20 protein-coding genes and 1 tRNA gene are annotated in these 19666 nt (G+C 46.4%); 15 read left to right on the plus strand and 6 right to left on the minus strand.

What is annotated here, in order from left to right; genetic code table 11:
- Positions 1–2: 2 nt before the first annotated feature.
- Positions 3–584, minus strand: coding sequence for a hypothetical protein (locus tag ICN27_RS03915; protein WP_215309884.1), 582 nt, complete (start codon positions 582–584; stop codon positions 3–5).
- A gap of 237 nt (positions 585–821) precedes the next feature.
- Here ICN27_RS03915 and ICN27_RS03920 point away from each other — a divergent pair, with 237 nt between their 5' ends.
- From ICN27_RS03920 to ICN27_RS03940, 5 genes are all read left to right on the plus strand, one after another.
- Positions 822–1205: a DUF1924 domain-containing protein gene (locus ICN27_RS03920; protein WP_255534973.1), complete on the plus strand. Its 384-nt coding sequence runs from the start codon at positions 822–824 to the stop codon at positions 1203–1205.
- An 11-nt stretch (positions 1206–1216) separates the two neighbouring features.
- Positions 1217–1678, plus strand: a complete 462-nt coding sequence (locus ICN27_RS03925) for a diheme cytochrome c (protein ID WP_255534974.1) — start codon at positions 1217–1219, stop codon at positions 1676–1678.
- On the plus strand, positions 1675–2349 hold the full coding sequence (locus ICN27_RS03930; RefSeq protein ID WP_216269052.1) for a cytochrome b/b6 domain-containing protein: 675 nt from the start codon (positions 1675–1677) through the stop codon (positions 2347–2349). Before ICN27_RS03925 ends, ICN27_RS03930 begins: the two co-directional genes overlap by 4 nt.
- A gap of 47 nt (positions 2350–2396) precedes the next feature.
- The gene (locus ICN27_RS03935; RefSeq protein WP_216269053.1) at positions 2397–3839 is read left to right on the plus strand and encodes a sensor histidine kinase; all 1443 of its coding nucleotides are present in this window, start codon (positions 2397–2399) and stop codon (positions 3837–3839) included.
- A gap of 95 nt (positions 3840–3934) precedes the next feature.
- Positions 3935–6037 (plus strand): alkyl/aryl-sulfatase, encoded by a 2103-nt coding sequence (locus ICN27_RS03940; protein ID WP_216269054.1) that lies wholly within the window; start codon positions 3935–3937, stop codon positions 6035–6037.
- 71 nt (positions 6038–6108) lie between these two features.
- Here the strand turns inward: ICN27_RS03940 and ICN27_RS03945 are convergent, their stop codons facing one another.
- Entirely contained in the window at positions 6109–7323 is a 1215-nt protein-coding gene (locus ICN27_RS03945) for a CaiB/BaiF CoA transferase family protein (protein WP_370624480.1), read from the minus strand.
- A gap of 80 nt (positions 7324–7403) precedes the next feature.
- Here ICN27_RS03945 and ICN27_RS03950 point away from each other — a divergent pair, with 80 nt between their 5' ends.
- Together ICN27_RS03950 and ICN27_RS03955 are read left to right on the plus strand one after the other, a co-directional pair.
- Entirely contained in the window at positions 7404–8402 is a 999-nt protein-coding gene (locus ICN27_RS03950; RefSeq protein WP_216269056.1) for a tripartite tricarboxylate transporter substrate binding protein, read from the plus strand.
- A gap of 94 nt (positions 8403–8496) precedes the next feature.
- On the plus strand, positions 8497–9300 hold the full coding sequence (locus ICN27_RS03955) for an enoyl-CoA hydratase/isomerase family protein (protein ID WP_216269057.1): 804 nt from the start codon (positions 8497–8499) through the stop codon (positions 9298–9300).
- A gap of 28 nt (positions 9301–9328) precedes the next feature.
- Here ICN27_RS03955 and hemW read toward each other — a convergent pair whose 3' ends face one another.
- The 3 genes from hemW to rph are packed head-to-tail and all read right to left on the minus strand — an operon-like array spanning position 9329 to position 11851.
- A complete protein-coding gene (hemW, locus tag ICN27_RS03960) occupies positions 9329–10546 on the minus strand; it encodes a radical SAM family heme chaperone HemW (protein WP_370624470.1) in 1218 nt (405 codons plus the stop codon).
- Positions 10503–11102 carry an RdgB/HAM1 family non-canonical purine NTP pyrophosphatase gene (gene rdgB, locus ICN27_RS03965; RefSeq protein ID WP_216269260.1) on the minus strand — a complete coding sequence of 200 codons (600 nt, stop codon included), beginning with the start codon at positions 11100–11102 and terminating at the stop codon, positions 10503–10505. The genes hemW and rdgB overlap by 44 nt, the downstream gene beginning before the upstream one ends.
- 17 nt (positions 11103–11119) lie before the next feature.
- Entirely contained in the window at positions 11120–11851 is a 732-nt protein-coding gene (gene rph / locus ICN27_RS03970; RefSeq protein WP_216269058.1) for a ribonuclease PH, read from the minus strand.
- Positions 11852–11883: 32 nt separating this feature from the next.
- Between rph and ICN27_RS03975 the strand changes: the two genes are divergently transcribed.
- The 4 genes from ICN27_RS03975 (at position 11884) to ICN27_RS03990 (ending at position 16106) form a co-directional block, all read left to right on the plus strand.
- Entirely contained in the window at positions 11884–12825 is a 942-nt protein-coding gene (locus tag ICN27_RS03975; RefSeq protein WP_215309902.1) for a YicC/YloC family endoribonuclease, read from the plus strand.
- Between the two features lie 20 nt (positions 12826–12845).
- Positions 12846–13496, plus strand: coding sequence for a guanylate kinase (gene gmk, locus ICN27_RS03980; RefSeq protein WP_215309903.1), 651 nt, complete (start codon positions 12846–12848; stop codon positions 13494–13496).
- 45 nt (positions 13497–13541) lie between these two features.
- Positions 13542–13745 (plus strand): DNA-directed RNA polymerase subunit omega, encoded by a 204-nt coding sequence (gene rpoZ, locus ICN27_RS03985; protein ID WP_011902918.1) that lies wholly within the window; start codon positions 13542–13544, stop codon positions 13743–13745.
- Positions 13746–13808: 63 nt separating this feature from the next.
- A complete protein-coding gene (locus ICN27_RS03990; protein WP_370624481.1) occupies positions 13809–16106 on the plus strand; it encodes a bifunctional (p)ppGpp synthetase/guanosine-3',5'-bis(diphosphate) 3'-pyrophosphohydrolase in 2298 nt (765 codons plus the stop codon).
- Positions 16107–16123: 17 nt separating this feature from the next.
- Here ICN27_RS03990 and greB read toward each other — a convergent pair whose 3' ends face one another.
- Entirely contained in the window at positions 16124–16624 is a 501-nt protein-coding gene (gene greB, locus ICN27_RS03995; protein WP_215309907.1) for a transcription elongation factor GreB, read from the minus strand.
- Between the two features lie 18 nt (positions 16625–16642).
- Here greB and ICN27_RS04000 point away from each other — a divergent pair.
- The 4 genes from ICN27_RS04000 to ICN27_RS04015 all read left to right on the plus strand — a co-directional run bounded on the left by ICN27_RS04000 (position 16643) and on the right by ICN27_RS04015 (position 19659).
- Positions 16643–16719, plus strand: a tRNA-Arg gene (locus tag ICN27_RS04000).
- An 89-nt stretch (positions 16720–16808) separates the two neighbouring features.
- Positions 16809–17981 (plus strand): ABC transporter permease, encoded by a 1173-nt coding sequence (locus ICN27_RS04005; protein ID WP_216269060.1) that lies wholly within the window; start codon positions 16809–16811, stop codon positions 17979–17981.
- Positions 17981–18748, plus strand: a complete 768-nt coding sequence (locus ICN27_RS04010) for an ABC transporter ATP-binding protein (RefSeq protein ID WP_216269061.1) — start codon at positions 17981–17983, stop codon at positions 18746–18748. Before ICN27_RS04005 ends, ICN27_RS04010 begins: the two co-directional genes overlap by 1 nt.
- Complete coding sequence (locus ICN27_RS04015; protein ID WP_216269062.1) at positions 18745–19659, plus strand: MlaD family protein; 915 nt, start codon at positions 18745–18747, stop codon at positions 19657–19659. Before ICN27_RS04010 ends, ICN27_RS04015 begins: the two co-directional genes overlap by 4 nt.
- Positions 19660–19666: the final 7 nt, after the last annotated feature.

Below are 19666 nucleotides of genomic sequence, written 5' to 3' on the forward strand. Positions count from 1 at the left end.
CATTACTTCTTAGCAGCCGGAGCGCTGACAACTGCAGCAATCGCTTCTGTGTAAACCACTTTAACTTGGTCGTTTACAGCAATATCTTTCATTAAGTCAGGATTCTGAACTTTAACTTTGAAGATGTTTCCTTGAGGACCTTTTAAAGAAACGATGTTCTTAGCCGCATCAATTGCTTCAATATTAGCAGTAGCAGTAATAGTGTTAGTAGTGATCATGCCTGGCTTATCACCTTGTGGGGCAGTAGTAGTGGCAGTAGTAACTTGCTCACCAGTTGTACCTGGGTTTTTCACCTTAACCAACTCAATAGCAACAGCGAGTTCATATACAACGTCAAAACGATCACCCACTTTAATCTCAGCGAAGTTCTTTACTTCAGGGCCGGCAACGATAGTTGATTCGCCATCTTGATTCTTGAGAGTCACTGTACGGGTTGCAGCATCAATCTTGATGACTTCACCGTCATAAATGAGGGCGCTCTCTTGAGCAGCTACGGCAGCAACTGGAGCTTTTGGTTGGTTAAGAACAAAGTATGCGCCGATAGCGATAGCAGCAAGAACGACAACGATGAGTATTTTTTTCATAACAGCATTAATCCTTAATAAATTGAATCACATTACCTGTGAGTGATAGTGGGGTAATTGATAAATATGGTTGTTTTAACAATTATGGAGATTGTATTACTCATGCAATTAATCAGAATGAATTTTCAGAGCGAATTCGGCTAAAAAGGGCCTAATTTCACACTTTTTATTGATCTATCGCAATCTTCAGTCTTTTAAAAGGCACATACTTAGTAAATGGTGTCAACAGGAGCGGATATGTTTTTGAAGTTACTTTCTGGGTTTGTACTCATGGGTATGGCCTTTGCGGTTAGCGCAGTAACGCCGCAAGATTTGCTGAAATCCTATGAAGCTCAGTCTGGGAAAGCAAATTCAGCTCGCGGAGAGCAGTTCTTTAACATTCAGCATGGCAAGGAATGGAGCTGTGCATCCTGCCATGAAAATCCCCCCAATCACGACACTAAACATATTGTTACTGGAAAGCTTATTAAGCCGTTGGCACCTAGCGCTAATCCAGCACGCTTTACTGATGAAGCCAAAGCAGAGAAATGGTTTAAGCGCAATTGCAACGATGTAGTCGGAAGAGACTGTACTGCGCAAGAAAAAGCAGATGTTCTCTCTTGGCTGATGACTGTTAAATGAACCCCATCAAAATGAAAAAAACTATATTCATTAGCGCCTCTTTGCTATTGATATCTTCGCCTACGTTCGCGGGCAAAATGGCAATGCCTACCGATATGCCGGCTTCTTATGAGGCAGAGTGCGCAAGTTGTCATATGGCATATCCGCCAGCACTCTTAAGTCAGCAGAGTTGGAGGAATGTCATGTCTGGTCTATCAAAGCACTTCGGTACCGATGCTAGCGTGGATCCTAAGACCCAGACTGAGCTGACTAACTGGCTAGTGAAGAATGCGACTACTAGATCAAAGTACAGCGAGACCGCCCCAGAAAACCGCATCACCAAAACATCCTGGTTTATTCGTAAGCATGATGAGGTGAGGCCTGAGGTTTGGAAGCGCGCAAGTATTAAGAGCCCAGCGAATTGTGGCGCTTGCCATATTGATGCTGCCAATGGCGTCTTTAGTGAGAAAAATATTAAGGTCCCAGCGAAATGAATCATCCCCTGAATGACGCAGTTGGCGCTACAGGCAAAGTAAGGCAATCCATTCTGGTGTGGGATATGCCGGTGAGGGTGTTTCATTGCTTGCTGGTAATTTGTTTTACAGGTGCGTGGCTTAGCTCAGAGAGTGAGCGCTGGGCCATGATTCACTATGCCTTTGGATATACCGCATGCCTGCTAGTTCTCATTCGACTGGTATGGGGCGTCATTGGCACACGTTACGCCAGATTTAGTCAGTTCCTCAAAAGTCCTAAGGCAGTCATTGCGCACTTTATGGCAATGTTACATGGTCATCCTCATCATGATGTTGGCCACAATCCAGCGGGTGGTTTGGTCATGTTTGCGCTGATGTTACTCATATTGTTGATTGGCTTTACTGGCTATCTATCGGTTAAAGAATTTTTAGGTAACTTTGTATCAGAGGCTCATGAAGCAGTTGCCAGTTTGGCGCTTGGCTTAGTCATCATCCACATCATTGCGGCCATTGGCATGAGTCTGATCGAAAGACAGAATCTGGTCAGATCCATGGTAAATGGTAAAAAACAGGGTATGCCAGAGCAGGGGATTCGGTATCCACAATACCTGATTGGCTCCTTGATCTTTATCAGTACGCTTTACTTCTTCTATCTGATCCTGAGTGGCGGCTTGCCTAGTCTGACTCAGTAGATCGAGTCATTCTTGTCTGGGTTGATGATCGTTGTACGATAGATAGTATGAAGCTGCTGATCGCCCTTTATTTCTTCATTCTTGCAACGATTCAGCTCGGCTTGTTATTGGGTGTGTATCACTATCACCGATCTCAAAGTGATCTGAGGCCTAATCCATATTGGATGGGATCCTTAGTGGTGAGCGTTATCGCCTTATTTATTTTTGGTGGCGGGATTCTCGTTCTCAAGGATATAGAAAAGCCTGAATTTAATTTTACAGTTGCCAACTCCCTGTTTTATGTGGCGACTATTTTTCAGCTGCTATTTTGTAAATCCCTTAATGGCCCAATTAGCAAGCCCATGCAATATGGCTTTGTACTTTCTGCGCTTATTTTTGTGCCAGCTTTCGAATTTCTTCGTTTATACGGAAATTATGAACTTCGGACAGCCTTTATGTGCACCCTTGGCATCATATTTTTCTCGTGGCAGATCACTATGCTAAGACGCAAGAGGGGGGCAAGTCCCTCTCGGCAGTTGATGTATTTGCAGTACGCTACGGCCATCGAGTTAATCTTTGCTATAGCCCGTTTAGCAGTATTGGCTTCGAATACTTTTACTATTCGTCAAGTTGAGCAGATTCCACAATTGCTTATTCTTTTGACTATTGCGCAATTGGTCGTCAATACACTGTCCTATATTGCGCTTGGTGGCTATTGGGCCGAAAAGGTTGCGCTAGCGAATGCAAGATCGCAAAGCGAGAATGATGAAATTAGGTCCCTTCTGATTGAGCGTGAGAACTTAATTACCAGTCTGCTGAAGGCAAACAAGACAGCAGCAACAGGTGCCTTATCGGCCTCTATTGCACATGAATTGAATCAGCCCCTAGGCGCATCTCAGCTCAATATCCAGTTTCTACAAAAGAAGTTGTCGGATGGAAATTTGACTACTCAGCAAAATCAAGAGGTATTGACTGCATTACTAGCAGATAATCGGCGGGCAAGCAGCATTATCCAATCGCTTCGATCCATGTTTTCAGATGGGAAGATTGGGGTGGAGCGTATTGATATTGTGGAGCTGATTGAGTCCGTTCTCAAAATTACCAAGCCAGAAATTCAGGCGAAGACTATTCAAGTTGTTCTAGATCTTGGCTCACATTCTTTAATCAATGTGAATCGCGGTGAGATTCAGCAGGTGCTTCTGAATCTGATTAATAACGCCATCCAGGCTCTGAGTGAATCCACTCGATCTCCCCGAACGCTACGCATTGAAAGTCGGGATGTCCCTGGCGGAGTAAACCTACTCGTTGCGGATAGTGGCAGCGGTATCCCTGCTGCTGTTCAAGACCATCTATTTGAATTGCTCTCGAGCAGTAATAAGCGCTCCGGTATGGGCTTGGGTTTGTGGCTTTGCCAGCATATTGTCACTCGTCATGGTGGCTACATTCGTTATGAAGACTCAGCTAGTGGCGGCGCACAATTTACTGTCTTCTTGCCATCTATTCAGGGCTAAGATATTAGCTCTATAGCTAATTGCCCAAAGGCAGACCTATCTTTACATTCGCAGAATAGCTTCTCTATCAATTTCCGCTTCAATCCAAGGCTTTTATGAAAACAAAACTATCGCTTCTTGCCCTAACTATTGTCCTGATTACTGGCAATTCCGCTATTGCTGCGGGAGGCGGTGGAGTCGTTGCTGACCCGGGTGCAATGCAAGGAAAGCATTTTGATCCTAAGGGCAAAGCGCCCTCCACATTTACTGTTGAATTGCAAAACGGTTTACGTAAAACACTGCCTTTCGAAGATAAGCGCGACTTCGAAGAGTCTAAGAGGGGATTCATTGCGGCTCCTAGCTATAAAACCATCATGGCAGATGCCGGCAATGTCGCTTGGGATATGGGTAGTTATGACTTCCTCTTGCAAGGTAAGGACTTTGATAGTGTTCACCCATCGTTACAGCGTCAAGCGATTCTGAATATGGGCTACGGTCTCTATGAAGTCGTGCCAGGAAAGATTTATCAAGTTCGCGGTTTTGACTTATCCAACATCAGCTTTGTTAAAACAAATACCGGCTGGATTGTCTTTGATCCCTTAACTTCAAAAGAAACTGCTAGGGCAGCTTTAGAGTTAGTTAATGAGAAGTTAGGTAAGCGCCCAGTAGTTGCAGTGGTCTACTCCCATTCCCATGCCGATCACTTTGGTGGTGTGCGCGGCGTAGTGGATGAAGCAGACGTTAAGAGTGGCAAAGTGAAGATTATTGCTCCAGCTGGTTTTATGGATCACGCCGTAGCAGAGAACGTCTATGCGGGTAATGCCATGACACGTCGCTTGTATTTTCAGTACGGCGTTTTATTGCCACGTAGTCCATTCGGTCACGTTGACCAATCGATTGGTAAAAATACTGCAGCCGGTAACCTTGGTCTAATTGAGCCAACCATTCTGATTAATGAGCCATTCGAAAAAATGACGGTGGATGGCATAGAGATGGAATTCCAAAACACGCCCGGTACCGAAGCGCCTGCTGAGATGAATACCTATTTCCCGCAGCTCAAAGCATTCTGGGCTGCTGAAAATATTACGGGGACTATTCATAACATTTATACCTTGCGTGGCGCTTTAGTACGTGATGCTTTGGCTTGGTCCAAGAACATCAACAATGCCTTATATCGTTATGGCAATGAGGCACAAGTGATGTTTGCTTCTCATTCGTGGCCGCGCTGGGGTAATGATCGCGTGCAAGAAGTGATGCGTACGCAACGTGATAGCTATGCACATCTGAATAATGAGGTTCTTCATTTAGCAAACAACGGTGTGACCATCAATGAAGTACATAACGTCTACAAGCAGCCTGATAGCCTAAAGTCTCAATGGGCTGCACACAGCTACCATGGCTCAGAGGAGCACAATAGCCGCGCTGTTATTAATCGTTACTTGGGTTACTGGGATGCGAATCCTGCTACCTTGATCCCCTTGTCGCCAAAAGATTCTGCGCCACTCTACGTAGAGATGATGGGTGGTTCAGGCAAGATCATGGCCAAGGGCAGGCAACTCTATCAGCAGGGCAAATACCGTGAAGCAATGGAGATCGTAAATAAGTTGGTTTATGCAGAGCCAAACAATGCTGCCGCTAAAGATTTGCTAGCGGATATCTTTGAACAAATTGGCTATCAAAAAGAAAGCCCAAGCGTACGTAATAGTTTCTTAGGTGCCGCCTATGAATTGCGTCATGGCATGCCTTCTGGCGCATCACCAAAGACCAATGGCCCTGACATGATCAAGGCAATGACTACAGAGCTTTGGCTAAATGCCTTAGCCATCAGTATGGACAGTAAAAAAGCGGCCGGTATGAGGTTCACTATCAACCTCAGTACGCCAGATAACGGTGAAAAGTTTGTCGTCGAGATGAGTAATTCTGCGCTAAGTAATATCAAAGGCTATCAGGATAAAAATCCCAATTTGACTATTACCGTAAATCGTAGCGACTTAGAAAAAGTCATGGGTGGGCAAGCTACTTTTGAAAAACTATTGGCTGAAGGTAAAGCGAAGTTTGAAGGTGATCGCAAAGCATTTGAGCAACTGCGAAGCACGATGACTACCCTTACTCCAGATTTTGAATTGATGCCCGGCACAAAAGCTAAAAAGGCGCCTCCTGCCAAACCGAATAAAGATCCGTTTGAAGCTCCACCAATCGCTAATTCAGATGGAGCTTAAGTTGGGTCTTAAGTAAATATAAAAAATGGGCTCTTAGGAGCCCATTTCATTTTCCGGAAACAGTAAATACCTCAGGCCGCGAAAGCGCCACCATCTGCCAGTGCTTTGAGTTCTTGTCCTGTAATACCCAATTCCTTAAGTACCTCATTGGTGTGTTCACCGAGCAAAGGAGGGTGACGAGAAACCTGTTGAGGAGTGCCCATCATCTTCACTGCAAAGCCAATATTGGGAACCTTGCCTTCAATCGGGTGATCAATTTCCATACGCATCTGGCGATGCTGCCCATGCTCACTATCAAATGCTTGGGGGTAGGTATTAATCGGCCCAGCTGGAATGCCTGCTGCCAATAGGAGATCCACCCACTCTTCACTAGTTTTGGTGATAAATGTCTTCTCTAGCTCAGCAGCCAATATCAAGCGATTGGCGAGACGTAATGGATTGGTTCTAAAAAGTGGGTCTTCAAATAATTCTGGCCGATCAATCTTGTCGCAAAGAAGTTTCCAGAGTTTTTGATTGGTGGCGCCCATGACAAAATAACCATCAGCGGCTTTCATAGCCTGATAGGGTGCGCTCATATGGTTGGCTGTGCCCAACTTATAGGGCTCAACACCGGTGCCCCAGTATTGCGCTGTATCCCAGATCGAAAACGCCAAAGCAGAATCAAATAGGGAGGCATCAATAAATTGCCCTTCACCCGATTTAGTCTTACCAATATAGGCTGACAAAATTCCATAGACCGCAAAAAGGGCGCAACCAATATCTGCCACTGGAACACCCGCTTTCACAGGAGGACCATCTGGGTAACCTGTAACGCTCATAACGCCAGACATAGCTTGTGCCATCAGGTCAAAGCCAGGGCGATCCGCCCATGGGCCTGTTTGTCCGAATCCCGAGATGCTGGCATAGACCAGTCCTGGATTGAGATCTTTCAGGGAAAGGTAATCGATACCCAGTTTTTTCATCACGCCGGGACGATAGTTCTCGACCAAAATATCAGCGGTCTTCACAAGCTCAAAAAATACTTTTTTCCCAGCATCTGTTTTGAGATTGAGCGTTACGCTACGCTTGTTGCGATTCATATTTAGAAAGCCCATACTGTCTGAGCCCTTCATCTTGAATCCCATGGCCCCGCGAGTTTGATCTCCAGTGCCGGGCGGTTCAATTTTGATGACATCAGCACCTAAGTCCGCCAACAACATGCAGCAGTAAGGGCCGGCCATTACTTGACTTACGTCAAGAACTCGAACGCCAGCCAAGGGCAAAGGCTTGCTGATAGGTGTTTTCATCATTGTCTCAATAGTTTTTATATGTTTATATTGCAAAGTTCATTTACAGCATTGAATATAAAACAAAAAATGGAGACCGTATGATCAATCAAGCCCCCAAACGGATTTTGCGCAGATTCGCTTTCTTGGCACTGGGTATCTGTAGCACTTTGTCATTGACTGCTCATGCTCAGCAGGCCTTCCCAACCAAGCCCATTCGCTTAATTGTCGGCTTTGCTCCTGGTGGTGGCACGGATATTGTGGCTCGAGCTATTGCTCCCAAGATGAGTGAAATCTTAGGCCAAAGCGTTGTGATTGAAAATAAATCGGGTGCAGCCGGAACGATTGGTGCAGACCTCGTCGCCAAATCTAGTCCAGATGGTCACACCTTACTCATGGGCCACTCTAACTCGAATGCGATTTCTCCATTTGTTCTGAAGAATGTACCTTACAACCCAGCAACTGATTTCACGCCAATCACCTATTTAGGTTATGTACCAAACGTGTTGGTAGTTAAATCTTCTCTGCCAGTGAACTCGGTGGCGCAATTGATTTCTTTGGCCAAGCAAAACCCAGGTCAGATGACTTATGGCTCCTCAGGAATCGGTAGTACCCAGCATCTAGCGGGCGCTTTATTCTCGAAGATTGCCGGCGTAGAAATGAATCACGTGCCCTATAAAGGGAGCGGTCAGGCGATTGTGGATTTATTGGGCGGTCAAATCACAATGAACTTTGATACCTTGCCGCCAAACTTGCAGCAGATTCGTCAAGGTAATTTGAAAGCTTTGGCAATCTCTACCCCGAAACGCTTAGCCTTATTGCCGAACGTTCCTACATTTAATGAAGTGGGTATTGTTGGCTTTGATGTGACAAACTGGTATTCCGTGATGGGGCCCAAAGGCATGGATCCTGCAGTGGTCAATAAGATTGATTTAGCCGTAAAAGCAGCTACCAATGATCCGGAGATCAAGAAAACATTGGATGCTCAAGGCTTACAACCAGAAGGTCCAGCAACGCCAGCAGCCTTTAATTTGTTCCTCGCAGGTGAGTTGGCAAAGTATCAGCGCTTGGTCAAGAGCTTGAATATCAAGGCTGAATAATTGTTTTCCTGTTTTTTTATCAAACTAGCTTAGCTAATTGGGCTATAGTATTCATCAAACCCTCTCTCTTGAATGAGGGAGGGTTTTTTATTCCATGACAACAGCCATAGACTCCACCCCAGATCGTATTGCCGAAGTGCGTTTAGAGCTTCGCAATCACATTGCATATATTACTTTTGATCATATTGCTGCTCGCAATGCAATGACAGTGGGAATGTATCAAAGCCTGAAATCGATTTGCGAGGATTTGGCTAAGAGCTCTTCGGCCAGAGTTGCCATTTTGAGAGGTGCTGGCGGTAAGTCTTTTGTCTCGGGAAGTGATATCGCCCAGTTCTCTAGTTTTAGTTCTGGTGAAGATGGTATTCGTTATGAAAAGGGCATTGATACTTATCTCGCACCTTTAGCCATGTTGCCTATTCCAACGATTGCAGTTATTGATGGGATGGCGGTTGGTGGGGGTCTTGCAATTGCTAGTTGCTGCGATTTCAGAATCTCTACACCCGATGCGCGTTTCGGAGTGCCGATTGCCAAAACACTAGGTAACTGTTTATCTGCTAGCAACGTTGCCTGGCTCGTTGCGCACTTGGGTATCAATATCGTGAAGCGCATGCTCTTATTAGCAGAGTTGGTAACTGCACCCGAGCTACTTAAACAAGGTTATCTCTTGGCAACCCATCCCGCTCAAGCCCTTGAGAATGAGTCAAATCAGCTGGCTGAGCGCTTAATGAGTTTGGCGCCAATCACGCAAAAATCTAGCAAGCAAACTCTTGCACGAATCATCAAAAATAATTTACCCGATTGCAGCGATCTCATTCATGAGTGCTATGGCAGTGACGATTTTAAGAATGGCGTTGCTGCATTTTTGGATGGTAAGCCGCCCACCTGGACTGGCAAGTAATTTAAATTTCCAGACAAGCATCCAGTTTTTACAAAAACAGCTCTTGTAAGTTGTTGAGATAGCGCAATCCTTGTTCGGTTGCTTTGAGCTTGTTGGGATTGGGATCTAATAAACCTTTTTTACTCGCCTCATCCAACCCTTTTGAGACTACATTGAGTGGCAAGCCGGTACGCTCTTCAAATGTAACGGTGTCTACGCCATCAGTCAGGCGTAAGGTATTGAGCATGAATTCAAAAGGGAGATCTTTGGCCGAAATCTCTCTCGCTTCGATCAAGGCATTGCCCTTGGTCTCCATCGCTTGCATATACGTTTCTGGATGACGTTCTCGTACCTGCCGTGTAATTTTGTCGGGGAAGGAAATCTTCCCGTGTGCGCCTGCGCCAATTCCGATGTAATCACCAAAGCGCCAGTAATTGAGATTATGTTTGCACTCCTGATCTTTTTTGGCATAAGCAGACACTTCATAGCGTCGATAGCCTGAAGCCTCAAGAAGTTTCAAGTTCTGCTCAAAGATCGCATCAATCTCATCTTCACTGGGAAGCTTTGGAGGGAAGCTTGCGAAGTACGTATTTGGTTCTAGTGTTAAGTTATAAAAGGATAGATGCGGAGTCTTAAACGAGAGGGCAATTTCCATATCAGATCTTGCGGCTTCTAGACTTTGATTGGGTAAGCCAAACATGAGATCGAGATTAACGGATTTAAAGTGTTGTAGAGCAATCGCAATAGCGTGTTTGGCTTCTTCGCCATTATGGATACGTCCTAAGGCTTTAAGTTGCGCATCCTGAAAGCTCTGAATGCCTAAAGAGACGCGATTAATTCCTGCTTGAGCAAAGCCAGCAAACTTATCGGTCTCCACTGAGCCTGGATTGGCTTCCATCGTAATCTCGCAATCGGGCTCTAGGTTCACCCGTGCCCGAATGGCCGAAAGGAGTTCATTCATGCCATTGGCAGATAACAAGCTTGGCGTGCCGCCGCCAATAAAGATGCTATGCACTTGACGACCCCAGATGCGAGGGAGCTCAGCCTCTAGATCAGTAATGAGGGCCTTGATATAACGCGCTTCATCAAAGCCTTGCTTGCCATCTTTAATTTGATGTGAGTTGAAATCGCAGTAAGGACATTTCTTTTCACACCATGGAAAGTGAATGTACAAAGACAGCGGGGGTAGGGCAGTGAGTTTTGGCTGCGTAGCCAAAACAGATTTAAGCGTATTGAGCACGGATTTGGAGTTGAGTAATGAGCTCACGCAAGGCTTGGCCACGATGACTAATCTGGTTTTTCTCAGAAGGCTCTAATTGGGCAACAGTTTTGCCCAGCTCTGGTATAAAAAAGTGGGGGTCATAACCAAAGCCACGATCACCCTGAGCATTGTCAATTACTTGCCCATACCAGCGGGCTTGCACAATGAGTGGCTCTGGATCCTTGGCGCTATTGACCATCACAAGAGCACAAACATAGTGCGCTCCACGATCAGATTTGCCCTGTAAGGCTGCAACTAACTTTTGATTATTAGCCGCATTATCGCCATCAAGCCCTGCATAACGCGCTGAATGCACTCCAGGCGCTCCATCTAATGCATGGGCACAAATACCGGAGTCATCCGCGAGTGCGGGTAAGCCACTCGCAGCGCTGGCATGGCGGGCCTTAGCAAGCGCATTCTCAATAAACGTGTAGTGCGGCTCTTCCGCCGCCGGAATGCCCAACTCACCTTGAGGAATGACCTGAAAATGGAAGGGCGCCAGGAGTTCCTGAAATTCGCGGACCTTGCCAGCATTGTTAGAGGCGAGAACGAGCTTTTGCACCATCGACCTTTAAGCTTTTATTTGAAGGCTTCTTTTTGTAGCTGAGTTAAATCACGGATACCTTCTTCGGCCAGATCTAACAAAGCACTTAATTCGGTGCGGGAGAAAGCAGGACCTTCAGCAGTACCTTGCACTTCAATCATGCCGCCTTTGCCTGTCATGACTACATTCATATCGGTATCGCAAGAGGAGTCCTCTGGATAATCCAAATCCAGGACGGGAACTCCATGGTAGATGCCAACAGAAATCGCAGCAACACTATCGATGATGGGGTCAGCTTTCAGAGCACCACTTTCAAGGAGGGTGTTGATCGCATCACGAGCTGCAACATAAGCACCGGTAATCGATGCAGTTCGTGTTCCACCGTCGGCCTGTAAGACATCGCAATCTAAATGGATTGTTCTTTCACCTAACACTTTCAAATCAAAGACACTGCGCATCGCACGGCCGATCAAACGCTGAATCTCTTGTGTGCGACCAGATTGTTTGCCACGAGCGGCTTCACGGTCACTGCGAGTGTGGGTGGAGCGGGGGAGCATGCCGTACTCAGCAGTAACCCAACCTTCACCAGAGCCTTTTTTATGGGGAGGCACCTTTTCCAGGACGCTGGCTGTGCAGAGTACCTTCGTATCGCCAAATGCAATCAATACAGAGCCTTCCGCATGCTTGGTAAAAGCACGGCTGATGCTCACAGGGCGCAATTGGGATGGGGTGCGGCCACTGGGGCGGGTGATGTTGGGCTGAGTCATGGGGTGTTGTCCTAAAGATCTACAATGTCCCTATGATATCGAGCATGACTGGTTATGGCAGCGCTTCTCGCCAAGTCTCCCTAGGAGCTGGCGTAGTGGCTGATCTGCAAGTGGAATGTCGGGCTGTAAATAGCCGCTTTCTGGATTTGGGCTTTCGTCTTCCGGACGAGTGTCGCGGGGCCGAGCCTGCCTTACGAGAACTCGCTACGCAAAGCCTTTCTCGAGGTAAGGTTGAGTTTAGGGCTGCTTGGCGTGTTAATTCGGGTGCCGCTGGAGCAGCTAAAGCAAACCCCCATGCCTTGGGCGCCTTAAATAAAGACCGTCTAGATGCGCTGTATACCCTGCAAGAACATGCTCAAGTAGCCTTTCCGAATGCAGAAGCGTTGCGTATCGCTGATATTTTGCGTTGGCCCGGAATTGTTTCCGAGCCGAGGGGTGAGGAAGAAGGCTGGATTACCGCTACCGTTGAAGCTGGGCGCGCTGCTCTAGCTGCCCTAATGGATAGTCGCCATGCCGAAGGTAAGGCTTTGACTACAGTACTAAGCAATATCACTAGCAAGATGCGGGAGATTGTGAAGGTGCTTGAGCCAAAGCTTCCCCTTTACGTTTCCCAGTATCAAGAAAAACTCACCGAGCGTCTATCTGAGGCCTTAGCTGCCCAAGAGCAAGGAAAGGGTAATGGCGGGTCTGGCACTGAGCTGATGGAGCGTATCCGTCAAGAGGTTGTGCTCTATGCAGTCCGTATCGATGTGGCAGAAGAGTTTGCGCGCTTAAAGACCCATCTTCAAGTAGTAGACACCGCTTTAGCAGGCAAAGGTCCGGTAGGCAAGCGTTTGGATTTCTTGATGCAGGAATTAAACCGTGAAGCCAATACCTTGAGCTCCAAATCCGTTTCAGAGGAATGTACGCAAGCTGCTTTAGAGCTCAAGCTGTTGATTGAGCAGATGCGTGAACAAGTGCAAAATTTAGAGTAATTGATATTTAAATAATCACTATGGCTAGCCCGAAAACTAAACCCAATCTCTCGCCCGCCTATCAAGGCAGTATGCTGATGATCGTTGCGCCTTCTGGCGCTGGTAAGTCTTCTCTAGTCAATGCTCTATTGCAAGAAGACGCAGCCCTTAAGCTTTCACTTTCAACAACAACTCGCGCACCAAGACCGGGTGAAGTGGATGGCAAGGACTATCGCTTTATCAAGAGGGCTGAGTTTATTGCGGAGCGTGACCAAGGTCATTTTTTAGAACACGCTGAAGTGCACGGTAATTTTTACGGTACTTCCAAAGCCTGGATTGAGACTCAGATGAAAACCGGGCGCGATGTGATGTTAGAAATCGACTGGCAGGGCGCACAGCAGATTCGTCAAATCATTCCTGAAGTGCAGTGGATCTTTATCTTCCCACCTTCATTTGAAGCTCTAGAGGAGCGCCTGCGCAAACGGGGCCAGGATGATGAGGCCACCATTCAGAGAAGATTGGCTGCAGCGCATTTAGAGCTCCAGCATGCTCATGAAGCTGATTTCATCGTGATCAACGATGATTTTGAGCGGGCATTAATTGATTTGCGGCATGTGGTTGCAGCTAGCCGCCTGCGCTCAGGGCCGATTATGGCGCGTAACCCTGCGCTTTTGAAGCGCCTCGGAGTCTAATCAGTTATCCTATGGGTATTAAAGCTAAATTTAAGTGAGTCCAGCATGGCCCGTATTACTGTAGAAGATTGTCTAAAAACTATCCCCAATCGTTTTGAGCTGGTATTGGCCGCGACTTATCGCGCACGTCAATTAGTTCAAGGTCACTCCCCACGTGTTGAGTCCAGAGATAAAGCAACTGTAGTTGCGTTGCGTGAAGTTGCTGCTGGTGTAACCGACCGTGACATGTTGACCAAAGTACCTTTGTAATTCAGGGGTTCCGTTGTGGAGCTCCCCTTAGGCGACCCAAACACATCGGAACTCAAAGGTCAGATCTCGCCTCAAGAGATCGCTCATAGCGAAAACTCTTCCATCATCGCGACTTTGTTGGCTCAGTCGAGTCGACACCTTTTTGGCCCAACTTCTGCGCCTACCTTACCCTTAAAGCATCAAGTTGTTTCGATTGATGGATTGATTTCTAAACTGGGCTATCTCAAGCCTGATGAAGTGGCCTTGATTAAGCAAGCCTTTCATTTTGCTGATGCGGCTCACCTTGGACAGTACCGCCATAGTGGTGAGCCTTACATTACCCATCCTGTAGCAGTTGCTGAACTGTGTGCTACTTGGCGATTGGACGCATCTTCCATCATGGCAGCCTTAATGCATGATGTGATTGAGGATACGGGTTGTACTCAAGCAGACCTAGTTGGTAAGTTTGGTAGCAAAGTGGCTGAACTCGTAGAGGGCCTAACTAAGCTCGATAAGCTGGAATTCCAAAGTCACGCTGAGGCACAAGCTGAAAGCTTTCGCAAGATGTTTATGGCCATGGCGCGCGATGTTCGGGTCATTTTGGTCAAGCTTGCTGATCGTACGCACAATATGCGCACGCTTGATGCCGTCCCAATGGAAAAGCGTCGCCGAGTGGCTGCTGAGACAATTGAGATCTACGCTCCGATTGCGCACCGCTTAGGTCTCAATATCATTTACCGTGACTTACAGGACTTGAGTTTCCGTTACTCCATGCCAATGCGCTTTAGGGTGATTGAGGATGCAGTGAAGCGGGCGCGTGGTAATCGTAAAGAGATGGTAGAGAAGATTTTGCAGAACGCTCGAATGGCCTTTGCAAAAGTGAATCTCGAAGTTGATTTACAAGGTCGAGAAAAAACACTTTTTAGTATTTACAACAAAATGCGCAACAAGCAATTGAGCTTTTCTCAAGTGCTCGATGTGTATGCCTTCAGGGTCACTGTCCATTCGATTGATGAGTGCTATCGTGCGCTCGGCATATTGCATGCACTCTATAAGCCGATGCCTGGGAAGTTTAAGGATTACATTGCGATTCCTAAACTCAATGGTTATCAGTCTTTGCATACGACGCTATTGGGTCCATCCGGAGTACCAGTAGAGTTTCAGATACGTACTGGCGATATGCATGCGGTTGCTGAAGCGGGTGTTGCTGCGCACTGGGCCTATAAAGATGGTGGTCCCGATATGAGCGAGGTGCAAAACCGTGCACATCAATGGTTGCAATCTTTGATTGATATTCAGGATAGTAGTGGTGATTCTCAAGAATTCTTGGAGCACGTCAAAATTGATCTGTTCCCAGATGCGGTGTATGTCTTTACGCCGAAAGGGCAGATTAGAGCCTTGCCACGTGGCGCTACTGCTCTCGATTTTGCTTATTCCATTCATAGTGATGTAGGTAATACCTGCGTAGCAGTCAAGATTAATGGCATGCAGTTGCCCTTACGTAGCGAGCTAAAGAACAGCGATATTGTTGAGGTAGTGACATCTGCGAACTCCCAACCTAACCCAGGTTGGCTAGCATTTGTGAGGACGGGTAAAGCCCGTGCCTCGATTCGTCATTCACTCAAAACCAAGCACTATGCCGAGTCTTTGCAGTTAGGTGAACGTCTTTTGGCTAGCGCATTACGTCAGCAGGGAGTTGATGCTGGGCTACTATCGCCAGAGCTTTGGGAAAAGTTATTGCATTGGACTGGCGATAAAACGCGAGAAGAAGCTTGTGTCAACATTGCCTTGGGCCGTAGATCCTCTCAAGAGCTGGCAATTCGCTTGAAGATTTTGATTGATGATGAGGGTGGCTCTGATCAAATGCGCTTGGGCGCGGCAGATTGGGTCTCACCTCAACAAGAGATGGCTTCACACCACCATCAGCGTCAGGCTATTTTGGTGGATGGTCGCGAAGGTAATTCAATTAGCTTTCAAACTTGCTGCCATCCGATTCCGGGCGACAACATTATTGGCTATCTTGGTAAGGGTGAGGGTTTACAGGTCCACACCAATGACTGCCAAGTAGCCCTCAGAATGCTCTCCAAGGATAGTGATAAGTGGGTTGAGGTCGAGTGGGGCAAAGAGGTTAATCGGGAGTTTGAGGTGGACCTCGCGATTGATACACGCCAAGGTAAAGGCGTATTGGCTAGAGTAGCAAGTAGTGTGACTGCTGCAGACTCCAACATCATGAATGTATCCATGGATGATCGCTACAAAGAAGATGCCGTCACAATTCGTTTCACTATTCAAGTATCAGACCGTCTGCACCTCTCTAAAGTCATGCGTAGTTTGCGTGCAAACCACGATGTGATGCGTGTGACCCGCGTACGGGTTAGCTAGGCTCCTGTAAATATCTATTATCTGTACTGAATTTCCAGGATTTCAATCTCAGTTGGGCCGGTTGGCGTCTGAATTTTGACGCAATCACCTAGGCGCGACTTGATTAAGGCTTTGGCTATCGGCGATACCCAGCTAACGTGACCCAAATCTAAATTAACCTCATCGACGCCTACAATCGTGATGCTTGTCTTTTTGCCAGCATCTGCACCTTCCAAGTTCTCATAAGTAACGGTAGCCCCAAAAAAGACCTGATCGGCATCTGCTTCACCCGATTTTCGAGCCTGGTTATCGACAACTACAGCAAATTCAAGGCGCTGGTTAAGGAAGCGAATCCGGCGATCTATCTCCCGAAGTCGCTTTTTTCCATAAATATAGTCACCATTCTCGGAGCGGTCACCATTAGAGGCGGCCCAGTGGACAACCTTGACAACCTCTGGCCGATCCAGGTTTAAGAGCTGTAAAAGCTCACTTTTAATGCGCTCGTGACCGGCGGGGGTGATGTAGTTCTTCTCTTCCATGGCATAATTATGGCTGTTGCGGCTGTAGCTCAGCTGGATAGAGTACTTGGCTACGAACCAAGGGGTCGTGGGTTCAATTCCTGCCAGCCGCACCAACCCTTACAGGGCCTAGTTGAAAAACTGGGCCCTTTTTCTTTTATAGGCATTTCATCGTGGTTTTATGTAGATCCCTTATAGTTTGTCTATGAGCATTTCGGGCCCTAATTCTTTAAATTCACTCACTCCAGTGGCAGTTTGGTCGCAAGTGGATGCAACTCATGCTCAAGTTAGCTTGAGTGGTGCAGTCAATGTGTATTCCTTAGCTGGTGTGTGGAGTGAGGTTCGGAACAAGCAAAATCAGTGGTTAGGGCAAGGAAATACACAAACGTACTCATTGATTTTTGATGCATCACAAGTCAGATCTTTAGATGGATCAGCATTTGCATTTTTGATTGACGTGCAAGAAGCGCAGAACAAAGCAGGTGGACAGTTTGATATTCAAGGTTTAGATCCTAAGTATCAGCCGCTCTTACGTGAATTTGATCCTATTAATAAATTATTTCCAGCAACTTCTGTAAAACAAAAAAGAAATTTTGTTGTGAGTACTGGTATGGCTGCGCAGAATTTAATGGATGATGCCCGTGGCCTAGTGATATTTACTGGCCACCTATCAGCAGATTTAGTTTGGTCAATACGTAATGTCAGACAAGTTCGCTGGGGTGATTTTGTAAACGCTGCTGTAGAGGCGGGCATTTCCGCATTACCGATTGTTGGCCTAGTGGCATTTTTGATTGGCGTCATTCTGTCCTTTCAGGCTGCGATTGGTATGCAGCAATTCGGCGCCGTCTCATTTGTTGGGCCACTCGCTGCGCTAGGCATCGTTAGAGAGATGGGGCCACTGATTACTGCGATCTTGCTTGCAGGCCGCTCATCAGCAGCATTTGCAGCCGAGATTGGTACGATGACCGTAAACAGTGAAGTGGATGCTTTAGTTACTGGCGGCTTAAGCCCTATCCGATTTCTGGTTGTACCAAGAGTACTGGCCGGAATATTAGTAGCGCCAATATTGACCTTGTATGCCGATATTGTCAGCATTTTTTCTTCGATGCTGACAATGCAAATTTATGGCATTCCCTTTATTAATTTCTACAACGGCATGTTAGCTGCTGTCGATGTTGAGGATGTACTCTCTGGTCTTGTTAAGGCCACTCTCTTCGGTGTGGTTATCTCCGCAATGGGTTGTTTACGGGGCATGCAAACTGGTACTGGTGCGGCGGCTGTAGGCATCTCCGCAACCCGAGCAGTGGTGAGTAGTATTGTCATGATCGTATTAGTAGACGGTATCTTTGCCTACATCTCTTACAGGACAGGTTTCTGATGGATGCACTGGGTAAAGCGATTGATGTGCAAAACCTCACCGTAGGCTATGGCTCAAAAGTGCTGTTACAGAACCTGAACTTCTCTGTCAAGAGTGGTGAGATCTTTGTGATTTTGGGTGGATCAGGTTGCGGTAAATCAAGCCTCTTAAAGAATTTATTCGGCCTATATCAACCACTTGCTGGAGATGTGTTGATCGAGGGTCAAAATATCACTACCGCCCAAGGCGCTGAGCGCCAAAAAATCATGACGAGCTTTGGGGTGATGTATCAGCAGGGCGCTTTATTCGGTTCCATGAGTTTATTGGATAACGTGACTCTCTTTATGGAAGAGTACACCCAACTGACTAGAGAGCAGATGAATTTATTAGCCCGATGCAAACTGGACTTGGTAGGCTTGCTTCCATACGAAACGTATATGCCTAGCGAAATTAGCGGTGGCATGCAAAAGCGGGCTGCAATTGCCCGTGCGATGGCTTTGGATCCTAAAATATTATTTTTGGATGAGCCTTCAGCGGGTCTTGATCCGATTACGTCGGCTGATCTCGATAGTACGATTTTAGATCTTTCAAAAAACTTAGGATTTACTTTTGTGATTGTTTCTCACGAGTTAGCTAGTATTTATTCTATTGCCGACAAAGTCATCATGTTGGATAAAGATGCTAAAGGCATTATTGCCGAGGGAGATCCTAATGCATTAAGAGACAGCAGCAAAGATCCTCGGGTACACCAATTTTTTAATCGCATCATGAGCAAGGACGCAGCATGAGTAATAACTCCAACCCAAATTACTTCCGTCTTGGCATTTTTGTTCTCGCAGCAATCGGTGCATTGCTCTCCATTATCTTGATCTTTGGCTCAGGACAATTTTTTAAAAAATCATTTGTAGTTGAAACTTATGTCAAGCAATCAGTGACTGGCTTGGATGCTGGTGCGGCAGTACGCTTTAGGGGCGTCAAGATTGGACAGGTAACATTGATTGCTTTATCGGGTGACTTGTATGAGAAAGAAGTCCCGATGATTCAGAAGCAAGAGTATGTTGTGGTGAGAATGCAGATCTATGGTGATGCTATTGAGAAAAGTCACCTAGAAACATTCATTAAAGATAATTTACGTGCACGTATACGGTCAATGGGTATTACTGGCGTTAATTATGTTGAGCTAGATTTCTATCCCGGTGCTGCTCAATACTCTCCTTTGTCTTACCCTTGGACGCCCGAATATGCGGTGGTCCCTTCAATGCCCAACCAAGCGGATGAAATTATTTCCGGAATTCAAAAGTTGATTAGTTCACTCAATGGTATGGACATCGATGGAACTCAGAAGAAGTTTGATGCCTTACTGGGCAATCTAAATCAATTGATGGCTGGTGACGGCAAAAATAATGCGGGTCTGATCAATACGGTTCAAGATCTTAATGTTTTATTGGATCGAATTGCAAAAGTCACCGATAAAGATCAGCTTAATATTCTGATGCGTGAATTGGTGGCGACTATGGTTTCTTTGCGTCAAACCGTCACTAGTGTTCAGGGTGATACCACTGCAACCCTAGAGAATCTGCGTCAGGCCAGTGAGCAATTAAATGAATTTACCCGAGTCGTAAGTCAATCGCCATCTACTCTGATTTGGGGTGAGCCACCTGCGCGTATTACGCCTCCAATGAATGGAGTCCAAAAATGAAAATTCA

Origin of the sequence: Polynucleobacter sp. Nonnen-W13, assembly GCF_018881735.1 — a bacterium.
GTDB lineage: Bacteria > Pseudomonadota > Gammaproteobacteria > Burkholderiales > Burkholderiaceae > Polynucleobacter.